The following is a 23,688-nucleotide window of genomic DNA, read 5'->3' on the forward strand; positions in this document are numbered from 1 at the left end:
ATGGGCTCATTCTGCAGGTGTCGAACCTCCACTATTGGTAACGGTCGAGGCCATCCCTCCGACCAAGGGCGCACAGCCGAGCGCCTCCGACATCCAATCCCTCGCGCTGCGATGCGGCAAAAAATTCCGGCTCCACGCAGCGAAAAACCCGCCGAATGGGCGGGCCTGCCGAAGTTTTCGCACAATTCGTAAGTTTTTGCACAATTAATGAGCAACTATTTCGTCATCAGGCCGGAATCGCTTTCAGCGCCAATCCACCCTCGCGTTCGAGAAACGCGACGACCTCGTCGATGCCCGCGCCTTGGCGCAGCCGCGCCATGACATAGGGTTTCGACCCACGCGCGGTTTGCGTATCCGCCTCGAGCTGCGCCAGATCGACCCCCACATGCGGCGCGAGGTCCACTTTGTTCACCACCAGAAGATCCGACTTCGTCAGCCCCGGCCCCCGCTTGCGCGGGATGTCCTGTCCCGCCGCCGTGTCGATCACATAGATCGTCAGATCGGCCAGCTCGGGCGAGAAGGTCGCGGCCAGATTGTCGCCGCCGCTCTCGATCAGTACCAGTTCCAGATCTGGGAGTTTCGCGGTCAGATCGGCGATGGCCGCCAGATTGATCGACGCATCCTCGCGGATCGCCGTATGCGGGCAGCCCCCCGTCTCGACGCCGCGAATACGCTCGCCCGGCAGCACCTGCGCGCGCATCAGCGCCTCGGCATCCTCGCGCGTATAGATGTCGTTCGTCACAACCGCCATCGACACGCGCGACGCCAAGGCCCGCGCCAGCTGCTCGGTCAGCGTGGTCTTGCCCACGCCCACCGGTCCGCCAATTCCCACGCGCAAAGGTCCGTTGCCCATATCCTCACCTCAAGTCTTGAAGAGACGCACATCGAGCGTCTCATGTTTCATGGCCGAGACCTCGGCGCGAAAGGCGCTGAAGCTCAGGTCAGTCAGTTCCGCCCGCGCCGCGCGTGCCGCGATCTCGGCGATTTTTCCGTGCAGGTCGCTCAGAACCGTTTGTCCCGCGATTTGCCCCAAAGGGACAAGCCGGATCGCCGCGGAGACGAGGTTCGACGCGAAAGAATGCTGGAAAAGGGAAATCACCTGCGCGGCGGGCATATCCAAATTCCGGGCCGCTTCCGCCAGTGCGACCGGCAAGATCCGCGGCGGCAGCTCGACGCCCCGCAACCCCGCCTGCGCCAGCGTGAAGGCCGCCCCCTGCTCCGCCGTCTCGCGCAGCCGCTCGGCCGAGCCCGCCATCGCACGGCCCAACGCGTCCAGCTCGTCGAGATCGCCGCCGCGCAGCCCGCAGGCCAGCAGCACCGCATCCGACCAGCCCGCGCCATGCTCCAACACATCCCCCAGCCAAATCGCGAACCCCGCCGCGTCCCCGATCTCGCCCGCCGCCACCACCTGCTCCAGCCCGTGCGAATAGGCGAACGCCCCGGTTGGAAAGGCCGGGGAGAGCCATTGCATCAGCGAGAGGGAGGCGGTCGGATCAGGCATGGTCGTGATGATGGTCGTGGCTGTGCGAATGGTCGTGGTCATGCGAATGGGAATGCCCATGGTGATGCGAATGCCCGTGCTCATGCCCCATCGTGCGCCCCATCCCGTAGGCGCCGCCCTCAGGCTGGAAGGTCTCGACCGCGGGCGAAACCTCCGCGCCCAGCTGCTTCAGCATCGCTTCGAGCACATGATCGGCCCGGATCACCAGCCGCTCCGCCTCAATCTGGCAGGGCGTGTGACGGTTGCCGACATGCCAGGCCAGCCGCGTCAGATCGCCCGTCACCACCAGCACCGGCTCCAGCGCCGGGCGCACCTCGATGAAGCGACCGTCCTCCAGCACGAAGGCCTCGCCGCCCGTGAGGTTGGTCACCTCCGGCAGATCCACCAGAAACCCCGCGCCCGAGCCCGCAACCAGCCGTTTGCGGCGCAGAAACCGCCCCTCGTAATCCAGCGCCACATAATCGACCGCCGCCTGCCAGGCACCTTTCGGCGCCACTTTCTCGGCCTTGGGATAATCGCTCATTCTCTCGGCTCCCCTTAACGCTTTCTCAAACCTCCGACCGCAGACTGCTCTGCAGCAAAGGAGTCTTTCAATGTTCCACCATTGCTTCGAACCGCGCACTCCCGCGGACGAGCTGGCCCAGATCCGCGCGCAGATCGCACAACTCAAACGCCGCGAGGCAGAGCTGCGCGAGGCCTATCTTACCCAGCCAGACATGCCCTGTCTCGGCCGCTGGACGAAGGTGGAGATCGTCACCAGCCGCCGCCAGGTGCTGGAGCCGCGCCTGCTGCCGCCCGAAATCCGCTCCGACCCGGCCTTTCAGCGCGAGAAAGTGACCCGCACGCTGCAGACCCGACCGCATGATCCGACGCGGAACCGCCTGCCCGAACTCGTCCGGGACAGACCCGTCAACGTCGGGCTGCGCCTCGTATCCGGCGGCTGACGCCATCCTCAGAAGAGGAAGTAACGCTGTGCCAGCGGCAGAACCTCCGCGGGCGCGCAGGTCAGCAATTCGCCATCCGCGCGCACCTCATAGGTCTCGGGATGCACGTCGATCTCGGGCGTCGCCGCATTGTGGATCATCTGCGCCTTGCCGATGCCGCGCGTACCCTCGACGGCAAGCGTCTGCTTTTGCAGACCAAGGCTCGCCGCCAGCCCGTTGGCCTGCGCCGCCTGACTGACGAAGGTGACGGAACTCGCGTGCCGCGCGCCACCCAGCGCCCCGAACATATTGCGCGTATAGAAAGGCTGTGCCGGGATCGAGCCGTTCGGATCGCCCATCTGCGCCGAGACAATCGAGCCCCCGATCAGCACCATCTCGGGCTTCGCGCCGAAGAAGGCCGGGTTCCACAGCACCAGATCGGCACGCTTACCGACCTCGATCGAGCCGATATGCTGGCTCATCCCGTGGGTGATCGCCGGATTGATCGTGTACTTCGCGATGAAGCGCTTCACCCGCACGTTGTCATTGTCGCCCTGCTCTTCCGGAAGACGCCCGCGCTGTTTGCGCATCTTGTCCGCCGTCTGCCAGCAGCGAATGATCACCTCGCCCACGCGCCCCATCGCCTGACTGTCCGAGCTGATGATCGACATCGCGCCCATGTCATGCAGGATATCCTCGGCCGCGATCGTCTCTTTCCGGATGCGGCTTTCGGCGAAGGCCACATCCTCGGGCACCTTGTTATCGAGGTGATGGCACACCATCAGCATATCGAGATGCTCTTCGATCGTGTTGCCGGTATAGGGCCGCGTCGGGTTGGTCGAAGACGGGATCACGTTCGGCGCGCTCACCACCTTCAGGATGTCCGGCGCATGGCCGCCCCCCGCGCCTTCGGTATGGAAGGCGTGGATCGTGCGGCCCTTGATCGCGGCCAGCGTATTCTCGACGAAGCCGCTCTCATTGAGCGTGTCGGTGTGGATCATCACCTGCACGTCCATGTCGTCGGCCACCGACAGACAGCAATCGATCGCGCCCGGCGTCGTGCCCCAATCCTCGTGCAGTTTCAGCGCGCAGGCGCCGCCCTCGACCATCTCGACCAGCGCCTCGGGGCGCGAAGCATTGCCCTTGCCCGACAGCGCGAGGTTGACCGGCAGCGCGTCGAAGCTCTGCAGCATCCGCGCGATATGCCACGGCCCCGGCGTGCAGGTCGTGGCCAGCGTGCCATGCGCGGGGCCCGTGCCGCCGCCCAGCATCGTCGTCATCCCCGACGCCAGCGCATCCTCGATCTGCTGCGGGCAGATGAAATGGATATGCGCGTCGAACCCGCCAGCGGTCAGGATTTTCCCTTCCCCAGCAATGACTTCCGTCCCCGGCCCGATGATGATGTCGACATTCGGCTGCGTGTCGGGATTGCCCGCCTTGCCGATCGCCACGATCTGCCCACTCTTCAGGCCGACATCCGCCTTGTAGATCCCCGAATGGTCCACGATCAGCGCATTGGTGATGACCGTATCGACCGCGCCGCCCGCGCGGGAGATCTGGCTCTGGCCCATGCCGTCGCGGATCACCTTGCCGCCGCCGAACTTGACCTCCTCGCCATAGGTGGTCAGGTCGCGCTCGACCTCGATGATCAGATCGGTATCGGCGAGCCGCACCCGGTCGCCGGTGGTGGGGCCGAACATATCGGCATAAGTGCTACGCGAGATCATAGCCGGCATCAGAGCGCCCCCATAACTTTCTGATTGAATCCATAGACTTCACGCGAGCCGCGATAGGGCACCAGCCGCACTTCGCGGCTCTGGCCCGGCTCGAACCGCACCGCCGTTCCGGCCGCGATGTCCAGCCGATAGCCGCGTGCGGCGTCCCGGTCGAACTCCAACCCCGGATTGGTCTCCGCGAAATGGTAATGCGAGCCGACCTGCACCGGGCGGTCGCCGGTATTGGCGACCATCAGCGTGATCGCCTCGCAGCCCTCATTCAGCGTGATCTCGCCCACCGCGGGCAGGATTTCTCCGGGGATCATCGGCTCACTCCTTGTTGCGACGCAGCGCACGCGCCAGTTCCGGTCCGACATAGGCAACCGCTGCGAGCGCGAGCAGCCCGATCAGCGGACCGTCATGGAAGAACCATGTGCTCCCCGCGCTGTGGCCGGGATGGGCCAGCGCGGCAGTGGGCGCGAGGACGGCGAGAGCAGCTACAAATTTCATCGGACGGCCTTTCATTAGAAAAACTTATTTCGGATCGGTCTGTATAAGCTGAACTTATCTCAGCGGATCGGATGGTGGACGGTGACGAGCTTGGTTCCGTCCGGGAAGGTCGCCTCGACCTGAATGGAATGGATCATCTCGGGGATGCCCTCCATGCATTGATCGGCCGAAATCACCCCTGCCCCAGCCTCCATCAGATCGGCTACGGAGCGCCCTTCGCGGGCCCCCTCGACGACGAAATCCGAAATGATTGCAATGGCTTCCGGGTGATTGAGCTTCACGCCGCGTTCCAGCCGATTGCGCGCAACCATCGCAGCAACGCTGATCAGCAGCTTGTCCTTTTCCCTCGGTGTCAGGTTCATCGTATTCCCTCAGATCTGCCACACGCGCGGCGCCGCTTCACCGCGTCGCAACGTATTGAAAAGTCGTATAATTTGTCGCCGCATCGGCCAACCGTCCCGCGCGAGCAGCCGGATTACGCATTTCCCGTCGAACCCCGAAGCCGCCCCCTCGACGCCCGGCTCATCAAGCACCGCGCGGAGGGGCTCCACCGCGTCTTCCGCACCTTGCTGGCACAGGACCAGCGTCGCGAAAGCGCGCGCCTCGCCCAGAACCGCACTGCGCGCGCCCTTGGCCAAAATATTGGAATTCAGCAAGAAGGGTTCAAAAAACACAGGCTTTCCGGCGCGATCGATCCGACGCATGTCGAAAAACTGCAAGTCCTGCACCCGCTCACCCATCGCGATCCGGCCCAGAACCACCGCCTCGAGCATCAAGCAGGACGCATCGGCGGCCAGCGAAATCGTCGTGTCGCGCGCAAGTTTCGCGCGATCGAACAGGATCGTTTCCTGCGGCAACCAATCGAGATGGCACCCGGCGCCGACAGTGTGATGCACCTCGACCTGCGCCTGATCACCATCGGCGCGATAGGCGCGCTCGGCGGCTTGGGTCGTCGCCACGAGCTTCGCGCCATTTTCCAGATCGGTCTTGTAGGCAAGCCGGTCTCCAGAGGCCAAGCCACCGGAAGTATTCAGGAAAACCACTTCTGCCGCGCCCGGAACGCGCGGCAGAATGGCTTTCGCGGACCCGCTTTGATGAAGACCGGTCAGCCGCGCACCGGAGAAACCGGCCCGCGCCACGCCGCGCGAACGCTGCATCTCTACCGCAGCTTTGGTCTGAATTTTCGCGTCGAACATGGGTCCCTCCCTCCCGATCCAAAACCGCACCGATGAAGCGGTCCATGCCTTGCGCGCGCAGATTTGGCTTTGACCAAAGCACAACGGCAGCTGCGCCCATTTCACGCGCAGTTTGCCCAATTTTTCAACTGTAATGAATCAGCCCAAGGGGCCGGGGCGGCGCTCTTCGTTGAGCAGCACATTCGCCTCGACCTGCCCGACCCCGGGCAAGGTCATGATCCGACGCCGCAAAACCCGTTCGAAATCGGGCAGATCACGGGCGGTGACGCGCAGACGATAGTCGAAGAGGCCGAGAACGTGCTGCACGAGCTGCACTTCCGGGATCGCGGTCACCGCGCGCTCGAAATCCTCAAGGCTGACGCGGCCTTTCGCGGCGAGCTTCACGCCCAGAAAGACCGTCACGCCGAAGCCCAGCGCCTCGGGATCGACAATCACACGGCGCCCCGCGATCACGCCCGCCTCGTGCATCCGGCGGATTCGGCGCCATGTCGCGGGTTGAGAGAGCCCGAGCTTGCGCCCCAACGCACCCGCGCTCTGCGTGGAATCGCGGCTCAGCGCCCGCAGCAGCTGGCGATCGAAATCGTCGAGATCGAGGCTCATATCGGCAGCTCCGCGCTGGATTTGATCGTCGAGATCAGCATCAGGGCATCGAGTTCGGCTATATGCGGCAGGGTCAGGATGCGGTTGCGGTAGATCTCCTGATAATGCGCCATGTCGCGGGCGATGACCTGCAGGCGCATATCGGTGGAGCCGAGGAAGCTTTGGATTTCAATTACTTCCGGGACCTCGCGCGCGGCGGCGGTGAATTCGTCGAAAGCGCGCGGGTTGGTCTTATCCAAGGTAAAGCGCAGAGAGACCTCGACCGCCCAGCCGAGCGCGTGCCAGTCGATCAGCGCCTCTTCGCCACGGATCACCCCGCCTTCGCGCAGCTTCTCGATCCGGCGCCAACAGGTCGCGGGCGTGACGCCTGCGCGCTCGGCCAGTTCGGCCGAGGGAAGACCCGGCTCCGCCATCATCTGACGCAATATCCGGCGGTCCGTATCGTCGATCTGCATGGTTTTTCCGTTTTTATCCAAAAGTGCGAATGACTTTTATCCTCAATAGCAGATACGCTCAACTTCTGAACGCATATTCGCGCAGAACCTCCTATTCTCAGCCTCAGCAAAGAAGGAGGAACGCCATGCGCGTCTATTATGATCGCGATTGCGATGTGAACCTGATCAAGGACAAGAAAGTCGCCATTCTCGGCTATGGCTCGCAGGGCCACGCCCACGCGCTGAACCTGCGCGACTCGGGTGCGAAGAACGTGGCCGTTGCGCTGCGCGACGGCTCGCCCTCGAAAGCGAAAGCCGAAGCCGAAGGCCTGCAGGTCATGGGTATCGCCGAAGCGGCTGCCTGGTGTGACGTGATCATGTTCACCATGCCCGACGAGCTTCAGGCCGAGACCTACAAGAAGTATGTCCATGACAACCTGAAAGACGGCTCGGCGATCGCGTTCGCCCACGGCCTGAACGTGCATTTCGGCCTGATCGAGCCGAAGCCCGGCATCGACGTGATCATGATGGCGCCGAAAGGCCCGGGTCACACCGTGCGCGGCGAATACACCAAGGGCGGCGGCGTGCCCTGCCTCTTCGCGGTCGAAAACGACGCGACCGGCAAGGCGCAGGACATCGCACTGAGCTACTGCTCGGCCATCGGTGGCGGCCGCTCGGGCATCATCGAGACCAACTTCCGTCAGGAATGCGAAACCGACCTCTTCGGCGAGCAAGCGGTTCTCTGCGGCGGCCTCGTCGAGCTGATCCGCATGGGCTTCGAGACCCTCGTGGAAGCCGGTTACGAGCCGGAAATGGCCTATTTCGAGTGCCTCCACGAAGTGAAGCTGATCGTCGACCTGATCTATGAAGGCGGCATCGCGAACATGAACTACTCGATCTCGAACACCGCCGAATACGGCGAGTATGTCTCGGGTCCGCGCATCCTCCCCTACGAGGAAACCAAGAAGCGCATGAAGGACGTCCTGACCGACATCCAGACCGGCAAATTCGTGCGTGACTTCATGCAGGAAAACGCGGTCGGCCAGCCCTTCTTCAAGGCGACCCGTCGCATCAACGACGAGCACGAAATCGAGCAAGTCGGCGAGAAGCTCCGCGCCATGATGCCCTGGATCTCCAAGGGCAAGATGGTCGACAAGTCGCGCAACTGATCTGCACGACAGCGACGAGATCGGACCCCCGGCCTATGCGCCGGGGGTTCTTTTTTGCGGGGGTTACACCCAGTAGCTGGCGCCGTTGGCCATGTTCATCGTCACGCCCCAGGCGAGGTAGAACAGCCAGACGCCGGTCAGCAGCTGGAACACGCCGCCCGCTTTTTCCGCCGTCTCGCTTTTGGTCCAGCGCGCGCCGAATTCGGCGAGGTAGATCAGCATCAGGCCGATGAAGAGGATCGCGGCGGGGATGTCGCCATTGCCCCAGAACGAGATCGTGCCCATCGCGCTCAACCCGAACAGCGGGATCGCCATCCACGCCTCGGGCCCGGGATCGGAATGGGTGTAGCGACGCAGGCCGATGACGAACCAGTGGATGCCGTAGAGCGAGAAGGCGACAGCCGCCATGTAGAGCGGCGCGGCATTGGCGAAGACCGGGAACCAAGTCAGGCCGATCATCAGGTAGATGCCGGTCAGAAGTTGGCCGAACCCGCCAAGGAAGATGCCCCAGAGCCCCAAGGTGCGCTCCTGCGCCAGCGGATCGCCGGACCAGCTCGGGCCGTTCGCGACCGCTGCGCCGCCTTGGACGAAATAGTTGATCGAGAGCGATAGGAAGCCGATCGCGAGCGGCCAGAAATCTGATGTGGGAAAAATGGATGATTGGTCCATGACGCACCTCCGGTAAATATCGCCCCTCCATTGCTCCAAAGCCGCGGAAGGCCTTGAAGTTCAGTCACGTTTTGGTCACTCCAGACGCTGACCGCGGCAGCGCGTCGCCTTGCGGGGCTACGGGTTTCTTGTCACAGTTCCGCGAATTGAAAGGGAAGCAGATGGCCGAACCCGACCACGAGGAACTCGAAGCGATCTTCGAGGAGCGCGCAAAATTCTTCACCCCGAAATGGTTCGGCGATCTCTTCGCCGGACGGCTCGCGCCGGGGGACACGTTCTGGGCGGGCAATTACGGGCCCGCGCTGGTGGTGGTGCCGTTGATCGTGATCCTGGCGCTGTTCACCGCGCTGATCTCGCCGGGCCATCTTGGCGCGTTCTTCGGAAGCTTCGCCGTGGCCGCGGGGATCTACCGGATCGCTGTGTTGATCGGTTTGACCCGCTCGGTCTGGCGCGCGGAGGCCGGCCCGACATTCTGGCGCTGGGTCGGCGTGCTCTGGACCGTGTTCGAAGCGGTCGCCCTGATCTGGCTGGGGCTGGGCCTCTTCGGCGGGTAAGAAAAAAGGGGGCGCGACGCCCCCTCTACTTCGCTCTTTCAAAATATCCCGGGGACGGCCGCAGGCCGGGGGCAGAGCCCCTTCATTCTCCGTTGATTGTCGTCCTACGGCGACGGGGGCAGCGCCCCCTTACGCGGTTTCGGCCTCGACGGCGGCGACGATGCTGTCGACGGTCGCTTCCAGCAGACCCTCATCCTCGCATTCGGCCATCACGCGGATCAGCGGCTCGGTGCCGGATTTGCGGATCAGAAGACGACCCTGACCGTTCAGACGGGTCTCCGCGTCCAATATCGCTTTTGCAACATTATCGGCGCTCAGAGGCTCCTGCCCGGCCTGATACCTTACGTTTTTCAACATTTGCGGCACAGTCTCGAATTGCCGCACGAGGTCGGAGGCGCGCAGCCCGGTCTCGACCATCGCGGCGAGGAACTGCAGCCCCGCCATCAGCCCGTCGCCCGTGGTGGCGTAATCGGTCATGACGATATGACCCGACTGCTCGCCGCCCAGGTTGAAGCCGCCTTCGCGCATCCGCTCGACCACGTAACGGTCGCCGACCTTGGTGCGCTCGAGCCGCAGCCCCTCGGCCTCGAGGAAACGCTCCAGACCAAGGTTGGACATCACGGTCGCCACGAGTGCACCGCCCGAAAGCTGACCGGATTCAGCCCAGCGTTTCGCAAACAGCGCCATGATCTGATCGCCATCCGCCACATGGCCGGTCTCGTCGATGATCATGACCCGGTCCGCATCGCCATCGAGCGAGATCCCGAGATCGGCGCCATGCGCCACCACGGCCTCGGCGCAGGTGCTGACATGGGTCGAGCCGCAGCCATCGTTGATGTTGCGCCCGTCGGGCGAGACGCCGACCGGGATCACTTCGCAGCCAAGCTCCCACAGAACCGCCGGCGCCGCACGATAGGCCGCCCCATTGGCGCAATCGACGACCACTTTCAGGTCGGGCTTGCGCAGCTTCGGGAAGGTGGTCTTGGCATATTCGACATAGCGCCCCAGACCGTCGTCGATGCGCTTGGCGCGGCCGATATTCTCGGGACGTGCGAGACGGATATCGGTGTCGAGCATCGCCTCGATCTCAGTCTCCGCCTCATCGCTAAGCTTGAACCCGTCGGGACCGAAGAACTTGATCCCGTTATCCTTGGCCGGATTGTGGCTGGCGGAGATCATGATCCCCATATCCGCGCGCATCGAACGGGTCAGGTAGCCCACGGCGGGCGTCGGCACCGGGCCGAGCAGCAGCACGTTCATCCCCGTCGAAGTCAGACCCGCCGTCAGCGCGTTCTCGAACATGTAGCCCGAGAGTCGCGTGTCCTTGCCGATCACCACGCGGTGGCCGCGCGAGTCGTCCTGCCGGAAATAGCGGCCCGCCGCAGCGCCCAGTTTCAGCGCCATCTCGGCGGTCATGTTGCCCGAATTGGCCTCGCCGCGGACACCATCGGTGCCAAAAAGCTTCCTGCTCATTCCTCAAAACCTCTTTTGATCGCATCCCAGAGCCGGATGCCTTGGGCGATCTCGGCCACATCGTGGACGCGGTGAATTTGAATGCCCTGATCGAGCCCGGCGAGCGTCACGGCCAAAGTGCCGGGGGCGCGGCTATCGGCCTCCTCTGCACCGCCCACGGCCCCGATGAAGCGTTTGCGCGACACGCCGAGCAGCACCGGGCAGCCCAGCCCGTGAAACAGGGTGAGACCGCGGATCAGGGCGAGATTGTGCTGCGCGGTCTTGCCGAAGCCGATACCGGGGTCGGCGATGATCGCCTCGCGCGCGATACCGTAATCCTCGGCCAGCGCGATGCGGTCTTCGAGATAGTCGTAGACGTCGAGCAGAACATCCGTGTAGCGCGGATCCTCCTGCATCGTCTCGGGCAGGCCCTGCGCATGCATCAGGCAGATCGGCGCGCCGGAGACCTGCGCGACCTCGACCATCGCCGGATCGAATTCCATCGCGGAGACATCGTTGAGCATCGCAGCCCCCGCCTCCAGCGCCTGATCCGCGACCAGCGACTTGCGGGTGTCGATGGAGATCGGCGCATCGAAATCGGCATCGCGCAGCGCGGCGATCACGGGCGCGGTGCGGGCGATCTCTTCGTCTTCCTCGACTTCTGTGGCGCCGGGACGGGTCGACTCGCCGCCGATATCGAGAATGTCGGCGCCCATCTTGCGCAGCGCGACCGCGCGCTCGATCGCGGCGTCCTCGACGTCGAAGCGCCCGCCATCGGAGAAGCTGTCGGGTGTGACGTTCAGGATGCCCATGATCCGGGGCGCATCGAGCGTGATCCCGGCGACCGGCGTTCGCGGGGCGCACAGCCGCTCCATCACCTCTTCGGGCAGATGGGCTGCGGGGATGATCTCGGGCTCGCCATCGCGGCGCAGAATCTCCACCTCATCGAACCAGCACCAGCCCCCCGCGAGGGTCAGGGCTGTGTCGGGGCGGGCGGAGTCGGTTCGGGCGACGGGTCGATAATAGAGCTTCTCCATGCGCACCATTCACCCGATTGCGCCCGAGAGTTCAAGCCGTTCAGAGCGGGCGCGTCTCGACCGGCACGCGGCTTCCTGCCGGGGCTGAAACAGTCCCGTGAACTTCCAGACGTGTCGCGGCCATCTGCTCGGCCAGCCACAGCGCCAGCGCCATCGCGTCGCGCGCGGGGCTTTTCGGGCCGTCGGTCGCGTCCAGCACGATCTTTGAGGGCGCCCAGACGACCATCTGACCATGGCGCATCGCCCAGTCGATCTCGGTGCGGGTCGCCACCACAACGCAGCGCGGATCGCGGGCCGCGAGCCGCCATGCGTTCTGCTCGATCGCGAGAAGGTCGATGCGGCGCTGCGTGGGCCCCTGCCCGCTTTCAGGCACGGCGCCGTCGGGCAGCCCCACGGCGAGGATCACCGGATGGCCCGTCTCCTGCAGCACATCGAGCCGCGCCGAAAGGTCCGGCGCGTCGATGGCCGCGTTCGACAGATAGGCGACGACCGGGTGCAGGCTTTCCTCCACCCCGCTCTCGTCCACGCTTTTGACCGGGACGGAGGCACGGGAGCGCACGATCTCGACGCCGAGCGCGCCGGGGCCGCGGTCGAGCTTTTCGATCCGTACGAAGACGCGCATCGCTTGCGGGCTGGCGAGGATACGCTCTGCCACGCCGGCCGCGAGCGTCTCCAGCAGGTTCACCCGCTCTTCGGCCAATTCCGCCGCGATCGCCTCGGTGATCCGGTCATAGGAGAGGATGCGATCCACGTCGTCCTCGAGCGGCTCCGGCGTGGGCCGCACCTCCACCACCACATTGAATTGCAGGCGCTGCGTATGTCCGCGCTCCTGCTGGAAGGCACCGATATCGGCCTCCACCACATGGTCGCGCAGCGAGATGCGATCCCGGGGGTCGGTCGGCGCAGAGGCCGCCGCCCGCGCTTCGGGATGCGAGAAGGCGAGGGAAATATCGGAACTCATGCGCGCCTCGGGAATTTTTCAGTCATGTCGAGCATAGAAAAAGGGCGGACCGAAGCCCACCCTCAACCGTCATTTCATCGCCCGCCCGCGACGCGGGCCCCTGAAAGCGCGGCCTCAGTTCGAGGCGGTGCGCACCGGGTTGGCGTAGAAGATGTGATGGCCGATCGACGCGGTTTTCGCGAAGCGGCGCGACCAGCTCGGGCGCACGGCGCGCGTGTGGAAATAGGTCGCCCCGTCGGTCAGCGAGCGCGGCGCACCGTCGATCATCGCCCGGGCGACTTTCGCAACCTCGGCGTAGGCGCCCTTGTTGCGGACGGTGTCGGAGCGACCGTCGCAATACCAGCTGAACTGGCAGGCGCGCGAATTGCCCTGATGGACAACGCCGCAGATCGAACCGGGGAAGCGCGGATCGTCGACACGGTTCAGGATGACCTCGGCGACGGCCTGCTGGCCCTTCACACCTTCGCCACGCGCTTCGAAGTAAAGCGCCTGCGAGAGACATTGAAACTGCTCGCCCCCCTTGGCAGCGGGTTGCGCGGCCAGCCACTTGGCCGAAAGGACTTCCGGCAGAGTCGCGTGTTTTTTCGAGCGTTCCGGCGCCATGGTGAGCGCGGTGACGCGTCGTTTGTCGATCGCGCTCATCGCGGAGCGCTCCGTCCACAGGACCGACATCAGTCCTTGTTCGGCGACCTCAGTGGGGTCGTTCGACTGGCTTACCGTGACTTCGGCACGCAAGCCTCCGGCGAGGGCGAGGAGGATGGCAGCACCCCCCGTCCAGCTTTTCAGCAGTGACATGGTTTTCTTCCGATAAGGTCAATCGCCGCGCACCCCCCATTGAGCCGCGACGGCGCATCGCTTACCCGAGCGGGCTATCCATGTCTAGGTTTTCACGAAAAAATGCGCGACCCCCTACGGAGTCACGGCGGATTCTTGCCAAAATGCACGGTGATTTGCGTGCTATGTCCCTGTCGAATCGCATATCGCGACGCGCGAAGATTTGCCAATGGTATTTGAGAAAAACGGCCAAATTTTCGCCTCTGTGACCTTACCTCTAGGGAAAGGATCGTCCACGCGGCGCAAGGAGTGCGAAATGGGCAGCGGCGAGACGAGCGACCGGCACCCGGAAAGGCGAACAGGAGACATAATCGAATCCCGCAGCCCGGCAGAAGGCGATTGATTCGGGGTTTCCGCCATGTTCGCCGCAGACCGAGATCGTGACATCGGGCCGGGCGGAGCGTCCGCGCGCGGCCCCGATCAGCAGCAACTCCCCTACCCCTTCGACGTCGAGGATATGGAACGGGTCTTCGCTATAGACCTGCTGGTTCACGTAGGTCGACATGAAGCGGCCCGCATCATCGCGTGAGAGCCCGTAGGTCATCTGCGTAAGGTCATTGGTCCCGAAGGACAGGAAGGCCGCGTGTTCGGCGATCTCACCGGCGCGCAGGGCCGCACGGGGCGTCTCCACCATTACGCCGAGGCGGTAGGTGAAGTCTTCCTTGGTCTCGGTGCGCACGGCGGCGGCAACCGCATCGACCCGGGTTTTCACAATCTCGACCTCGCGCGAGGCGGAAACGAGCGGGATCATGATCTCCGGCACCACCTCGGCGCCTCGACGGAGCGCCTCCACGGTGGCCTCGAAGATCGCGCGGGCCTGCATGTCGTAGATCTCGGGCACGGTCACGCCCAAGCGCACGCCGCGCATCCCCAGCATCGGGTTGAACTCGGACAGGGCCTCCACCCGGCGCGTGACCTCGGACAGCGGACGGTCCAGCGCCTCGGCCAACTCGCGCATCCCCTCGCGGTCATGCGGCAGGAATTCGTGCAGCGGTGGGTCGAAGAGACGGATGCAGACCGGCTCGCCCTTCATCAGCTCGAACAGCGCGCCGAAATCGTCCCGCTGCATCGGCAGCAAGCGGTCGAGGGCGGCGCGGCGATCTTCCGGCCCGTCGGCGAAGATCATCTCGCGCATCACCGTCAGACGGTCTTCGTCGAAGAACATATGCTCGGTCCGGCACAGCCCGATCCCGTCCGCCTCGAACATCAGCGCAGTGCGCGCATCCTCCGGCGTGTCGGCATTGGCGCGGATGCCGATATCGCGCACCAGATCGGCCCAGCTCAGAAGCGTGCGGAACCCGTCATCCAGCGCGGGCGCGAGCATCTCCGCCGTCCCCACCAGCACCTCGCCATTGGTCCCGTCGAGCGTGATCGTATCGCCCTCGCGGAAGAGCCGCCCCTTGGGGCCGCGGAACTGGCGCTCGCGGCTGTTGATCTCGATCTCGGCGCCGACGATGCAGGGCAGGCCCAGACCGCGTGCGATCACCGCCGCGTGGGAGGTCATTCCGCCGCGTTCGGTCAGCACGGCGACAGCGGCATGCATCCCGCGGATATCCTCGGGCGAGGTTTCGCGGCGCACGAGGATGCAGGGTTCGTCCCGCGCCGCAGAGGCCTGCGCGGCCGCCGCAGAGAACACGATCTTGCCGGTCGCCGCCCCCGGAGAGGCCGCGATCCCGCGCGCCAGCACGTCGCGCGGCGCACGCGGATCGACCTGATAGTGCAAAAGCTCGGTGATCGCGCGCGGCTCGACGCGGAGCAGTGCATCCTCGCGAGAGATCACATCGTCATTGGCCAGCGCCACCGCGATGCGCACGGCAGCCCGCGACGAGCGCGGCACACGCACCGCGTCGATCACATGGACCTTGCCGCTTTCGATGGTGAACTCGATCTGCATCTCTTCGCGCAGCTTCACCCGGCAGCGCGCGCCGTAATCCTTCAGCGTGTCGAACACGCGGCCATCCGCCTCTTCGAGCGAGGCCCCGCGCGGATCGCGCGTGAGATAGAGCGTCTCGACCGCGCTGGTGCGGCCTTGGCTCTGGCCGCGGAACCGCCCGGTGATCTGCGGCGCGCCAGTGACGCTATCGACGAATTGCATCGTGCCCGAGCCTGACAGGCCCGGCCCGATCCCCAGCGCCATCTCCTGCACCAGAAGCCCCAGCACCGCATCGGGCGGCGCGCCCTTGGCCTGCCGCAGGAGCCGCGCCGTCGTGCCCTCCCAGGCCCGCGCCATGGAGCGCAGCACCTCGGCCAGCTGCTGGGCGCCCGATTGCGGGAACCGCTCGTCGGTTTCCTCTTCATAGGCGTCGAGCGCGGCTTCCAGCGCACCCGGCCCGGGCTCCTGCTGGAACATGTCCGGATCGAGCCGCGCCACATGGATCGAGTAGAGCTGCACGAAGCGCAGATAGAGCGCGTCGGCGGCCTCGCTGCCATGCGTGTTCGACAGCACCGCATGCATGTCGTCATTCATGCCGACATTGAGCACCGTGCCCGGCCCGCCCCATTCGGGGTTTTCCGGGCTCGGCCGCACCGAGACCAGCATCTGCGGCCCGAAGCAATCCGCGATCGCGGCCATGTCGAAAACCTGTCCCGAGGCGATCGCGCGCACGGTTTCGGCGGGCAGCGCGACGGTTTTCGGGACGGGAAGGTCGAGCCGGATCAGCCGTTGAAGGCATTTCGCACGCCAGCCGTGGCGCGCCTTATCGACCGACGCCGTGGGCGTAAGGGTCACAAAATCAGCGTTTTCAACGGGTTTCTGCATTGCAGCGCGCCTTCTCTCTCGACGCAGGATAGGCTGATTCCCCGCCCTCGCAAGTGTGACATTCGGACAGAAGACGTGGCGTCACTGGCCCGCCCGGTTTCGGCCTTGCGACAGGAGGCGCCGTGGGGGCGCCTCCGGCGGGGATATTTACACCAAGAGGAAGGATCAGCCTTCGATCTTGGTGAGGTCGGCCACATCGAGACAGATTTGCCGGATGCGCGAAAGCAGGTTGAGACGGTTGCGCCGCAGGATCGGGTTTTCGGCGTTGATCTGCACCGCCTCGAAGAAGGCGTCGATCGGCGCGCGCAGGTCGGCCATGGCGGACATCGCGGCGGCGAAATCTTCGTCTGCCATCGCCGGGGCGATCTTGGCTTCGGCGGCGTCGAGCGCGGCGAAGAGGGCTTTTTCCTCGTCCGTCTCCGCGAATTTCGGATCGGCGCCGAAGCTGTATTCAACCCCGTCCTTTTCCTCGGCCTGCGTGAGAATGTTGTTCGCGCGCTTGAAGCCCTGGATCAGGTTCTCGCCATCGTCTGTCTTGAAGAAGTCCGACAGCGCCTCTGCCCGCTTCACCACGAGGGTGAGATCGTCGCTGCCCGGCATGGCGAGCACGGCGTCGATCACGTCGTGACGGATGCCCGCATCGCGCAGGTGGACCTTGAGACGGTCGTGGAAGAAGGACATGAGGTCGGCGGTATCGGCCTCCGGATTGCCTTGGGCAAACACCGACTGAAGGCTCAGGCGCAGCTCATTCGCCAGCACCAACCGGATCACGCCCAGTGCCGCCCTCCGCAGCGCGAAGGGGTCTTTCGAGCCGGTGGGTTTCTCGTCGATCGCCCAGAAGCCGGTCAGCGTGTCGATCTTGTCCGCGAGCGCGACGGCGACCGAGACGGGCTCGGAGGGCACATCGTCGGACGGGCCCAGCGGCGCGTAGTGGTCGCGGCAGGCATCGGCGACGGCGTCGGACAGTCCCGCCTTTTGCGCATAGTAGCGGCCCATCACGCCCTGCAGCTCGGGAAACTCATAGACCATTTCCGAGCGTAGATCGGATTTGGCGACGCGGGCGGCCTCTGCGGCGAGATCGGGCTTCGCGCCGACCAAGGGCGCGATTTCGCGCGCGAGGTTTTCGATGCGGCGGATGCGGTCGCCTTGGCTCCCGAGCTTATTGTGGAAGGTCACGGCGTCGAGCCCCGCGCCCATACCTTCGAGCCCGTGCGCCTGAACGGTGCGCAGGTCGTTTTCCCAGAAGAACTTGGCATCCGACAGACGCGCCGAGAGCACCTTCTGGTTGCCCGCGAGGATGGTCGCGCCGTGATCGGCGGTCTCGCGGTTGGCGACGGTCACGAAGCCTTCGATCCGGGCGGTCTTGGGGTTCTTCACCGAGAAGAATTTCTGATGCTCTTTCATCGAGGTCTGAAGCACCTCAGGCGGCAGGTCGAGGAATTCGCCGTCGATCTCGCCCATCAGCGTGACGGGCCATTCGACGAGGCCCGAGACCTCGGCCAGAAGGCCCTTGTCCGGCACCACTTCCCAGCCCTTCGCGAAGGCCATCTGCGCGGCATCGTGGTCAATCGCCTCGGCGCGCTCGTTGGGGTCGAGCATGACCTTGGCGGCTTTCAACTGCTTGGCATAGCTCTCGTAGCCCGAGACCTGAAGCACATCGGGCGCCATGAAACGGTGGCCGCGCGTGGTGTCGCCGGCCTTAATGCCGTCCACGTCGAGCGGCACGACGGTCGCGCCGGCCTCGTCGGTCAGGATCGCGAGGATCGAATGCAGCGGGCGCACCCAGCGCAGCGAGCCCTCGCCCCAGCGCATCGATTTCGGCCAGGGGAAGTTGCGGATCGTTTTTTCCAGCACCTCGGCCACGATCTCGGTCGCGGGACGACCGGGCTTTTCGATCACGGCGAAATAGACCTGCCCCTTCTTGTCGTCGCGCGCCTCGAGCTGATCCATGCTCAGCCCGGTCGAGCGAAGGAAGCCCTCGATCGCCTTTTCGGGCGCGTCGGTGCGCGGGCCCTTGCGCTCTTCGCGCAGGGTCGGCGAATTCGCGGTCAGCCCCTCGACGGTCAGCGTCAGGCGGCGCGGGGTCGAGAAAGCGCCGGCGGAGGCATAGGTCAGACCCGCCTCGACGACGCCATCGGTAATCAGTTTCTTCAGATCCTCGCGGGCCTTCGGCTGCATCCGCGCGGGGATTTCTTCGGAGAACAGTTCAATCAGAAGATCGGGCATGTCATTTCTCCGCTTCGTCGTTCAGTTGGTGCCAGACATAGGCCCGGCCATCGGGATAAAGAGCCACGACGCGGTCAACGCCGGGGTGGATGTTGTGTTGAGACAGGAAGGCCACCGCACGGCCTGCCTCGAGGTCCGCGCCGATGGTTTTCGCATCATAGCAGTCGAACCATTTCGGGCCGATCAGAGGGGTCGGTCGGTCGTAGACCTCATAGGTCTCGGTCGCCGTTGCAATCGACAGATCGGTGTCGAAGCAGGCCCGGTAGCGCAGGGGCGAGCTGTCCGCGTCGATCCCTTTGTAGCCTTCGGCCTGCAGCTGGTCCTGCGTCGTGCCGTCCAGCTCCATCAGCGAGACTTTCGCCGCGTCGGAGCCCGGCGCGATCTCGTCGTAATACCCGTATTCCTGCGAATAATAGACCACCGCGCCGAAGACGAGCGCGATTACCACGATGCCGCCTCCGATGAGCTTACCATTCACGCGATGGCCTCGTTGGCTTCGGTCTGCGAGGCCCCGCCCGCTTCGGTCTGCACGAACGCGTCGGCGCAGGCCTTCGCCAGCGCGCGAACGCGGCCGATATAGGCCTGACGCTCGGTGACCGAAATCACGCCGCGCGCATCCAGAAGGTTAAAGAGATGCGACGCCTTGATGCACTGGTCGTATGCGGGATGCGCCATGATGATCTTGCGGCCCGCATCGTCCGCCTCGGGCGAAGCGAGGATGCGTTCGCATTCGGCCTCGGCATCCTCGAAATGGCGCAGCAGCGTCTCGGTATCGGCCACGTCGAAATTCCAGCGCGAATATTCCTGCTCGGTCTGGCGGAACACGTCGCCGTATTTCAACGCGATCGGCGCGGACGGGTCGTTATACGGCATGTCCATGACGTGATCGATGCCCAGCACATACATCGCCAGACGCTCGAGCCCGTAGGTCAGCTCGCCCGAGACCGGCTTGCAGTCATGGCCGCCGACCTGCTGGAAATAGGTGAACTGGCTGACTTCCATACCGTCGCACCAGACCTCCCAGCCAAGCCCCCACGCGCCGAGCGTCGGGCTTTCCCAGTCGTCTTCCACGAAGCGGATATCGTGCAGTTCGGTGTCGATCCCGATCGCGCGGAGCGAGCCGAGATAGAGCTCCTGCAAGTCCGGCGGGCTCGGCTTGATGAGCACCTGATACTGATAGTAGTGCTGCAGGCGGTTCGGGTTCTCGCCATAGCGGCCATCGGTCGGACGGCGCGAGGGCTGGACATAGGCGGCCGCCCACGGCTTGGAGCCGAGCGCGCGCAGCGTCGTCGCCGGGTGGAAGGTGCCTGCCCCCACTTCCATGTCATAAGGCTGCATCACCGCGCAGCCTTTCGAGGCCCAATAGCTCATTAGGCGCAGGATGATTTCCTGAAAGGATTTCGGGGCGTCCGGGTTTGCCATATTTCGCACCTTCCGTTGAAGCGCCTTCTCTCTAGGCAAGGGGCGCGGGGGCGTCAACGCCCTGCAAGGATTAGGGCGGACGATCTGCGCAACTCGACATGCAATGCTGCGGCCCCCGCCCCACAACGACGGATTTCATGACTCAAAAGAGGGCGTTTGGGGGGTGACCTCCGCCCGCGTTTCGCTAAGGTCGGGGGAAAAGCATATTTTACGGGGGCAGCAATGCGGGCAATTTCACGGACAGTTTCGATCGTCGTCGGAGCCAGCCTCACCGGCATGATCTGGACCGGCACGGCCTGGGCCGAAGCCTGGGTGCAGATCGAGGCGAAAAGCTCGCTTGCCCAAGCCGAAGCGCGCGCCCGCGACTGGGCGGGCATGTTCCCCGACACGACCGGTTTCCGGCTCGATTCCGGCTGGTATGCGATCGCTCTCGGCCCCTTTGCCGACGATGCGGAGGCGAATGCGCGCCGCCGGGTTCTGCGCCGCGAGGGGCTGATCCCGCGCGACAGTTTCGTGGCCGATGGCAACAACTTCCGCCAGCAGTTCTGGCCGGTCGGCGCGACCCTGAACTCCCCCGCGCAGGCGCCCGAACAGCCCGCCCCGCAAGCCGACACGCAAAGCGACGTGCGCGGCGCGCCGATGCCCGCCCCGATCGACGTGGAGCCGCTGGACGGGCCGAATGCGACCGCGCAAACGGATGGCCAGACCACGCCCCCGGACACCGCTGCGCAAGACCACGCCACCGCGCCTGAGCCGGTGAGCCCTGACACCACAACCACAACCACAGCCGACACCCCTGCCCCGCAGGAGGTCACCCCCACGCCCGAACCGGTCGAGACGCTGCGGGACTCGCGTCGGCTGGAGGCTGCGCTCGATCCGCAGACCAAGCGCGACATCCAGACCGCTCTGGAATGGGAAGGCAGCTATCAGGGCGCGATCGACGGAATTTTCGGCGGCGGCACCCGCAATTCGATCGCCGACTGGCAGATGAAGAACGATTACGAGCCGACCGGCGTGCTGTCCTCGACCCAGCAGGCGGCGCTTCTGGACAAGGTCGCCTCTGAGCGCGCGGCGCTGGGGCTGCAGACCGTGACCGAAGATCAGGCCGGCATCCGGATCGACCTGCCGATGGGGCTGGTGAAATTTGACCGCTACAACGCGCCCTTCGTGAATTACGCGCCCAAGGACGGCAGCGGCGTGCAGGTTCTGCTGATCTCGCAACCCGGCGATGCGGCCCGGCTGCGCGGCCTCTATGACGCGATGCAGACGCTGGAGATCGTACCGACGGGCGGGGAGCGCAACATTCGCGGCAACAGCTTCACCATCGAAGGCCAGAACACCGCGGTTCAGTCCTACACCCATGCGGAACTCTCGCGCGGGCAGATCAAGGGCTTCACGCTGGTCTGGCCCGCCGGGGACGACGCGCGCAGGGCCCGCGTGCTCGACGCGATGAAAAAGAGCTTCACGCCCATCGGGACCTCGTCGCTCGACGCGACGCTCGGCCAGCCGATGTCGGTGACGCGGGCCGCCCTGATGGCGGGGATCGAGAAACGCGCGCCGATCTTCTCGCGCTCGGGGTTCTTCATCGATGCCGATGGCCATGTGCTGACCGCCGCCGAGGGGCTCGATCAATGCGGGCGGATCACCATCGAGGATCACCCCGCCTCGCTCAGCTTCGACGGCGGCGCCAAGGGCTATGCAGTTCTGACGCCGAAAGACACGCTGGCGCCGAAGGAAGTCGCGAAGTTCAACCCCGATGCCCCGATGGCCGGGAGCAAGGTGGCGGTGGCGGGCTTCTCCTATCCTGAAGCGCTCTCCGCGCCGGTGCTCAATTTCGGCACGCTCTCCGCGCTCAAGGGGCTGGAGGGGCAAGACAGTCAGGCCCGGATTGAGGCGCAGACCCGCGCGGGCGACGTGGGCGGGCCGGTGCTCGACGGCACGGGCGCGGTCGTGGGGATGTTGCTGCCCTCGGGCGGCGACGCGAACCGGGTGCTGCCCGACAACCTGACCGTTGCGCTGCAGGCGAAGGCGATGGCGCCGGGCCTGTCGGACAACGGTTTCACTCCGAAAGCCGCAGGCATCTCGGCCAATCGCGACCCCGAAGACTTGCAGCAGATCGCGGACGGGATGGTGGTGCAGATTTCCTGCTGGAAGTAATCAGCCCCGCCAGAAGCGCGGCAGCAACAGCACGAGCACGCTCATCAATTCGAGCCGTCCGAGGCACATTGCCGCACTCATCAGCCATTTCGCGCTGTCCGGGAAATCCGCGACCGAGCCGTTCGCGGTGATCTCCGGCCCCCATGCGGGGCCGATATTGGCGATCGAGGTCCAGGCGGCGGTCATCGCCGTCTCGGTCCCAAGCCCGGTGAAGGTCAGCGCGATGATCAGAATCCCGAAAATCAGGATGAACAGCGAGAAGAAGGCCATCACCGAGTTGACCACGCTATCCTCGACCGGGCGGCCGTCATACTGCACCTTCAGCAGCCGGTGCGGCGAGTAGAGCCGCTGGATCTGCGCCTTGATCGCTTCGAGAAGGATCAGGTAGCGAAACACCTTGATCGAGCATGCAGTGGAGGCCGTACAGCCCCCGATCAGCCCGGAAATCAGCAGGATCGTGAAGGCCAGATGCCCCCATTGGGTCACGTCCTCCGAGGCATAGCCCGTCCCGGTGAAGGTCGAGACCACGTTGAACGTCACCTCGCGCAGCGTCGGCCAGAAAGAGGCCTCGTGACGGATCATGCGGTAGAGCACGATGATCGCGATCGCATAGCCCATCCAGCGCAGGAAGGCGCGCACCTGCGGGTCACGCCAGAGCGGCATCGTATCGCCGCGCATCACCTGAACGAAGCGGATGAACGGCATCGCGGCCAGCGCCATGAACACCGAGGCCGCGTATTCCGGCGCACCCTTATAGGCGGCGAAGCTGGCGTCGTAATTGGAAAACCCGCCGGTGCTCATCGTGGTGAGCGCGTGCATGATCGCGTCGAACCCCTTCATGCCGAGGCCGATATAGGTCAGCGCGCAGGCGATCGTCAGCCCGACATAGATGCGGATCAGCGCGGTCGAGATATCCATCGCGCGCGGCAGGATTTTCCCAAGCGTATCAAACCCTTCCGAGCGGAAGAACTGCATCCCGCCGACCTTCATCACGGGCAGGAAGATCATCGCGACGATGATGATCCCCAGACCGCCCAGCCATTGCAGCAACCCGCGCCAGAGGTTCACCCCCGGCGGCAGCGTATCGAGATGCGGGATCGCGGTGGTACCGGTCGTGGTCAGGCCCGACATCGCCTCGAAATAGGCATCGACCAGCGACAGATGCGGCACGCCCAGCATGAAGGGCAGCGCCCCGAAGAAGGGTAGCGTCAGCCAGACGAGCGAGGTCAGAAGAAAGCTTTGATGGATCGACAGCGTCCGAGCCAACCCATCGCGCGAGGCGAGCGCCAGCAGCGCCCCCGCCGTCGTCGTCAGCACCGCGCTTTCGACGAAAACCAGCCAATGCGCTGCACCATATCCCAAATCCACCGCTGCCGGGATAAGCATCGTCAGCCCCAGCACGGATGTCAGCATTCCGATGATATATCCAACCGGGCGCAGATCGATCATGCGCCCCACCTTGCCCAGAGCGCCGGTCTAGTCAATCCCAGACGGGCCGGGACGGACCTGCAGTGGCGCAGCGTGACTTTGCAAACCCGAGCGGTTTGGTCAGTAAATTTGCCCAACTTTG

At 64.8% G+C, this 23,688-nt stretch carries 24 protein-coding genes; 4 read left to right on the forward strand and 20 right to left on the reverse strand.

The genetic code is table 11. The features are described 5' to 3' along the window. Window positions 1-226 precede the first annotated feature (226 nt). From ureG to ureE, 3 genes are read right to left on the reverse strand one after another with little or no spacing between them, the layout of a single operon-like run. On the reverse strand, window positions 227-853 hold the full coding sequence (gene ureG / locus BMI88_RS09290) for an urease accessory protein UreG (RefSeq protein WP_078548017.1): 627 nt from the start codon (window positions 851-853) through the stop codon (window positions 227-229). 9 nt (window positions 854-862) lie between these two features. Then, entirely contained in the window at window positions 863-1,501 is a 639-nt protein-coding gene (locus BMI88_RS09295) for an urease accessory UreF family protein (RefSeq protein ID WP_078548020.1), read from the reverse strand. Continuing rightward, entirely contained in the window at window positions 1,494-2,024 is a 531-nt protein-coding gene (gene ureE, locus BMI88_RS09300; protein WP_078548022.1) for an urease accessory protein UreE, read from the reverse strand. Before ureE ends, BMI88_RS09295 begins: the two co-directional genes overlap by 8 nt. 70 nt (window positions 2,025-2,094) lie before the next feature. Between ureE and BMI88_RS09305 the strand changes: the two genes are divergently transcribed. Beyond that, on the forward strand, window positions 2,095-2,445 hold the full coding sequence (locus BMI88_RS09305) for a hypothetical protein (RefSeq protein ID WP_078520262.1): 351 nt from the start codon (window positions 2,095-2,097) through the stop codon (window positions 2,443-2,445). 8 nt (window positions 2,446-2,453) lie between these two features. Here BMI88_RS09305 and ureC read toward each other — a convergent pair whose 3' ends face one another. The 7 genes from ureC to BMI88_RS09340 form a co-directional block, all read right to left on the reverse strand. Further along, window positions 2,454-4,160, reverse strand: a complete 1,707-nt coding sequence (gene ureC / locus BMI88_RS09310) for an urease subunit alpha (RefSeq protein WP_078548024.1) — start codon at window positions 4,158-4,160, stop codon at window positions 2,454-2,456. Continuing rightward, window positions 4,160-4,465, reverse strand: coding sequence for an urease subunit beta (locus BMI88_RS09315; protein ID WP_078548026.1), 306 nt, complete (start codon window positions 4,463-4,465; stop codon window positions 4,160-4,162). Before BMI88_RS09315 ends, ureC begins: the two co-directional genes overlap by 1 nt. Before the next feature lie 4 nt (window positions 4,466-4,469). Then, window positions 4,470-4,649 carry a hypothetical protein gene (locus BMI88_RS09320; RefSeq protein ID WP_134330715.1) on the reverse strand — a complete coding sequence of 60 codons (180 nt, stop codon included), beginning with the start codon at window positions 4,647-4,649 and terminating at the stop codon, window positions 4,470-4,472. 59 nt (window positions 4,650-4,708) lie between these two features. Next, the gene (locus tag BMI88_RS09325) at window positions 4,709-5,011 is read right to left on the reverse strand and encodes an urease subunit gamma (protein ID WP_075776945.1); all 303 of its coding nucleotides are present in this window, start codon (window positions 5,009-5,011) and stop codon (window positions 4,709-4,711) included. A 9-nt stretch (window positions 5,012-5,020) separates the two neighbouring features. Next, on the reverse strand, window positions 5,021-5,806 hold the full coding sequence (locus BMI88_RS09330) for an urease accessory protein UreD (protein ID WP_348638897.1): 786 nt from the start codon (window positions 5,804-5,806) through the stop codon (window positions 5,021-5,023). 177 nt (window positions 5,807-5,983) lie between these two features. Next, a complete protein-coding gene (locus BMI88_RS09335; protein WP_078548032.1) occupies window positions 5,984-6,445 on the reverse strand; it encodes an Lrp/AsnC family transcriptional regulator in 462 nt (153 codons plus the stop codon). Continuing rightward, window positions 6,442-6,900, reverse strand: a complete 459-nt coding sequence (locus BMI88_RS09340) for an Lrp/AsnC family transcriptional regulator (RefSeq protein ID WP_078520268.1) — start codon at window positions 6,898-6,900, stop codon at window positions 6,442-6,444. Before BMI88_RS09340 ends, BMI88_RS09335 begins: the two co-directional genes overlap by 4 nt. Before the next feature lie 29 nt (window positions 6,901-6,929). On the opposite strand from BMI88_RS09340, the gene ilvC reads away from it, so the two are divergent. Then, window positions 6,930-8,048 carry a ketol-acid reductoisomerase gene (gene ilvC / locus BMI88_RS09345; RefSeq protein WP_281480187.1) on the forward strand — a complete coding sequence of 373 codons (1,119 nt, stop codon included), beginning with the start codon at window positions 6,930-6,932 and terminating at the stop codon, window positions 8,046-8,048. A gap of 63 nt (window positions 8,049-8,111) precedes the next feature. Here the strand turns inward: ilvC and BMI88_RS09350 are convergent, their stop codons facing one another. Continuing rightward, a complete protein-coding gene (locus tag BMI88_RS09350) occupies window positions 8,112-8,717 on the reverse strand; it encodes a hypothetical protein (RefSeq protein ID WP_078548034.1) in 606 nt (201 codons plus the stop codon). A gap of 161 nt (window positions 8,718-8,878) precedes the next feature. Here BMI88_RS09350 and BMI88_RS09355 point away from each other — a divergent pair, with 161 nt between their 5' ends. Beyond that, complete coding sequence (locus BMI88_RS09355; RefSeq protein ID WP_078548036.1) at window positions 8,879-9,271, forward strand: hypothetical protein; 393 nt, start codon at window positions 8,879-8,881, stop codon at window positions 9,269-9,271. Window positions 9,272-9,400: 129 nt separating this feature from the next. On the opposite strand, the gene glmM is transcribed toward BMI88_RS09355, so the two are convergent. The 8 genes from glmM to BMI88_RS09395 all read right to left on the reverse strand — a co-directional run bounded on the left by glmM (window position 9,401) and on the right by BMI88_RS09395 (window position 19,961). Next, entirely contained in the window at window positions 9,401-10,744 is a 1,344-nt protein-coding gene (glmM, locus tag BMI88_RS09360; protein WP_078548038.1) for a phosphoglucosamine mutase, read from the reverse strand. Further along, complete coding sequence (folP, locus tag BMI88_RS09365; protein ID WP_078548040.1) at window positions 10,741-11,760, reverse strand: dihydropteroate synthase; 1,020 nt, start codon at window positions 11,758-11,760, stop codon at window positions 10,741-10,743. The genes glmM and folP overlap by 4 nt, the downstream gene beginning before the upstream one ends. Window positions 11,761-11,800: 40 nt before the next feature. Continuing rightward, on the reverse strand, window positions 11,801-12,721 hold the full coding sequence (locus BMI88_RS09370; protein WP_078520272.1) for a dihydroneopterin aldolase: 921 nt from the start codon (window positions 12,719-12,721) through the stop codon (window positions 11,801-11,803). A gap of 114 nt (window positions 12,722-12,835) precedes the next feature. Beyond that, a complete protein-coding gene (locus BMI88_RS09375; protein ID WP_078541858.1) occupies window positions 12,836-13,516 on the reverse strand; it encodes a cell wall hydrolase in 681 nt (226 codons plus the stop codon). Window positions 13,517-13,772: 256 nt separating this feature from the next. Beyond that, the gene (locus BMI88_RS09380) at window positions 13,773-16,313 is read right to left on the reverse strand and encodes a putative PEP-binding protein (RefSeq protein ID WP_078541859.1); all 2,541 of its coding nucleotides are present in this window, start codon (window positions 16,311-16,313) and stop codon (window positions 13,773-13,775) included. Window positions 16,314-16,478: 165 nt separating this feature from the next. After that, window positions 16,479-18,539, reverse strand: a complete 2,061-nt coding sequence (gene glyS, locus BMI88_RS09385) for a glycine--tRNA ligase subunit beta (protein ID WP_078548043.1) — start codon at window positions 18,537-18,539, stop codon at window positions 16,479-16,481. 1 nt (window position 18,540) lies between these two features. Further along, window positions 18,541-19,017: a DUF6446 family protein gene (locus BMI88_RS09390; protein ID WP_078520276.1), complete on the reverse strand. Its 477-nt coding sequence runs from the start codon at window positions 19,015-19,017 to the stop codon at window positions 18,541-18,543. Further along, window positions 19,014-19,961, reverse strand: coding sequence for a glycine--tRNA ligase subunit alpha (locus BMI88_RS09395; RefSeq protein WP_078548045.1), 948 nt, complete (start codon window positions 19,959-19,961; stop codon window positions 19,014-19,016). The genes BMI88_RS09390 and BMI88_RS09395 overlap by 4 nt, the downstream gene beginning before the upstream one ends. A gap of 222 nt (window positions 19,962-20,183) precedes the next feature. Here BMI88_RS09395 and BMI88_RS09400 point away from each other — a divergent pair, with 222 nt between their 5' ends. Then, on the forward strand, window positions 20,184-22,118 hold the full coding sequence (locus tag BMI88_RS09400) for a trypsin-like peptidase domain-containing protein (RefSeq protein WP_078548047.1): 1,935 nt from the start codon (window positions 20,184-20,186) through the stop codon (window positions 22,116-22,118). On the opposite strand, the gene BMI88_RS09405 is transcribed toward BMI88_RS09400, so the two are convergent. Continuing rightward, a complete protein-coding gene (locus tag BMI88_RS09405) occupies window positions 22,119-23,567 on the reverse strand; it encodes a TrkH family potassium uptake protein (RefSeq protein WP_078548050.1) in 1,449 nt (482 codons plus the stop codon). Window positions 23,568-23,688 lie beyond the last annotated feature (121 nt).

Origin of the sequence: Thioclava sp. F36-6, from assembly GCF_002020305.1 — a bacterium.
Lineage (GTDB): Bacteria > Pseudomonadota > Alphaproteobacteria > Rhodobacterales > Rhodobacteraceae > Thioclava > Thioclava sediminum.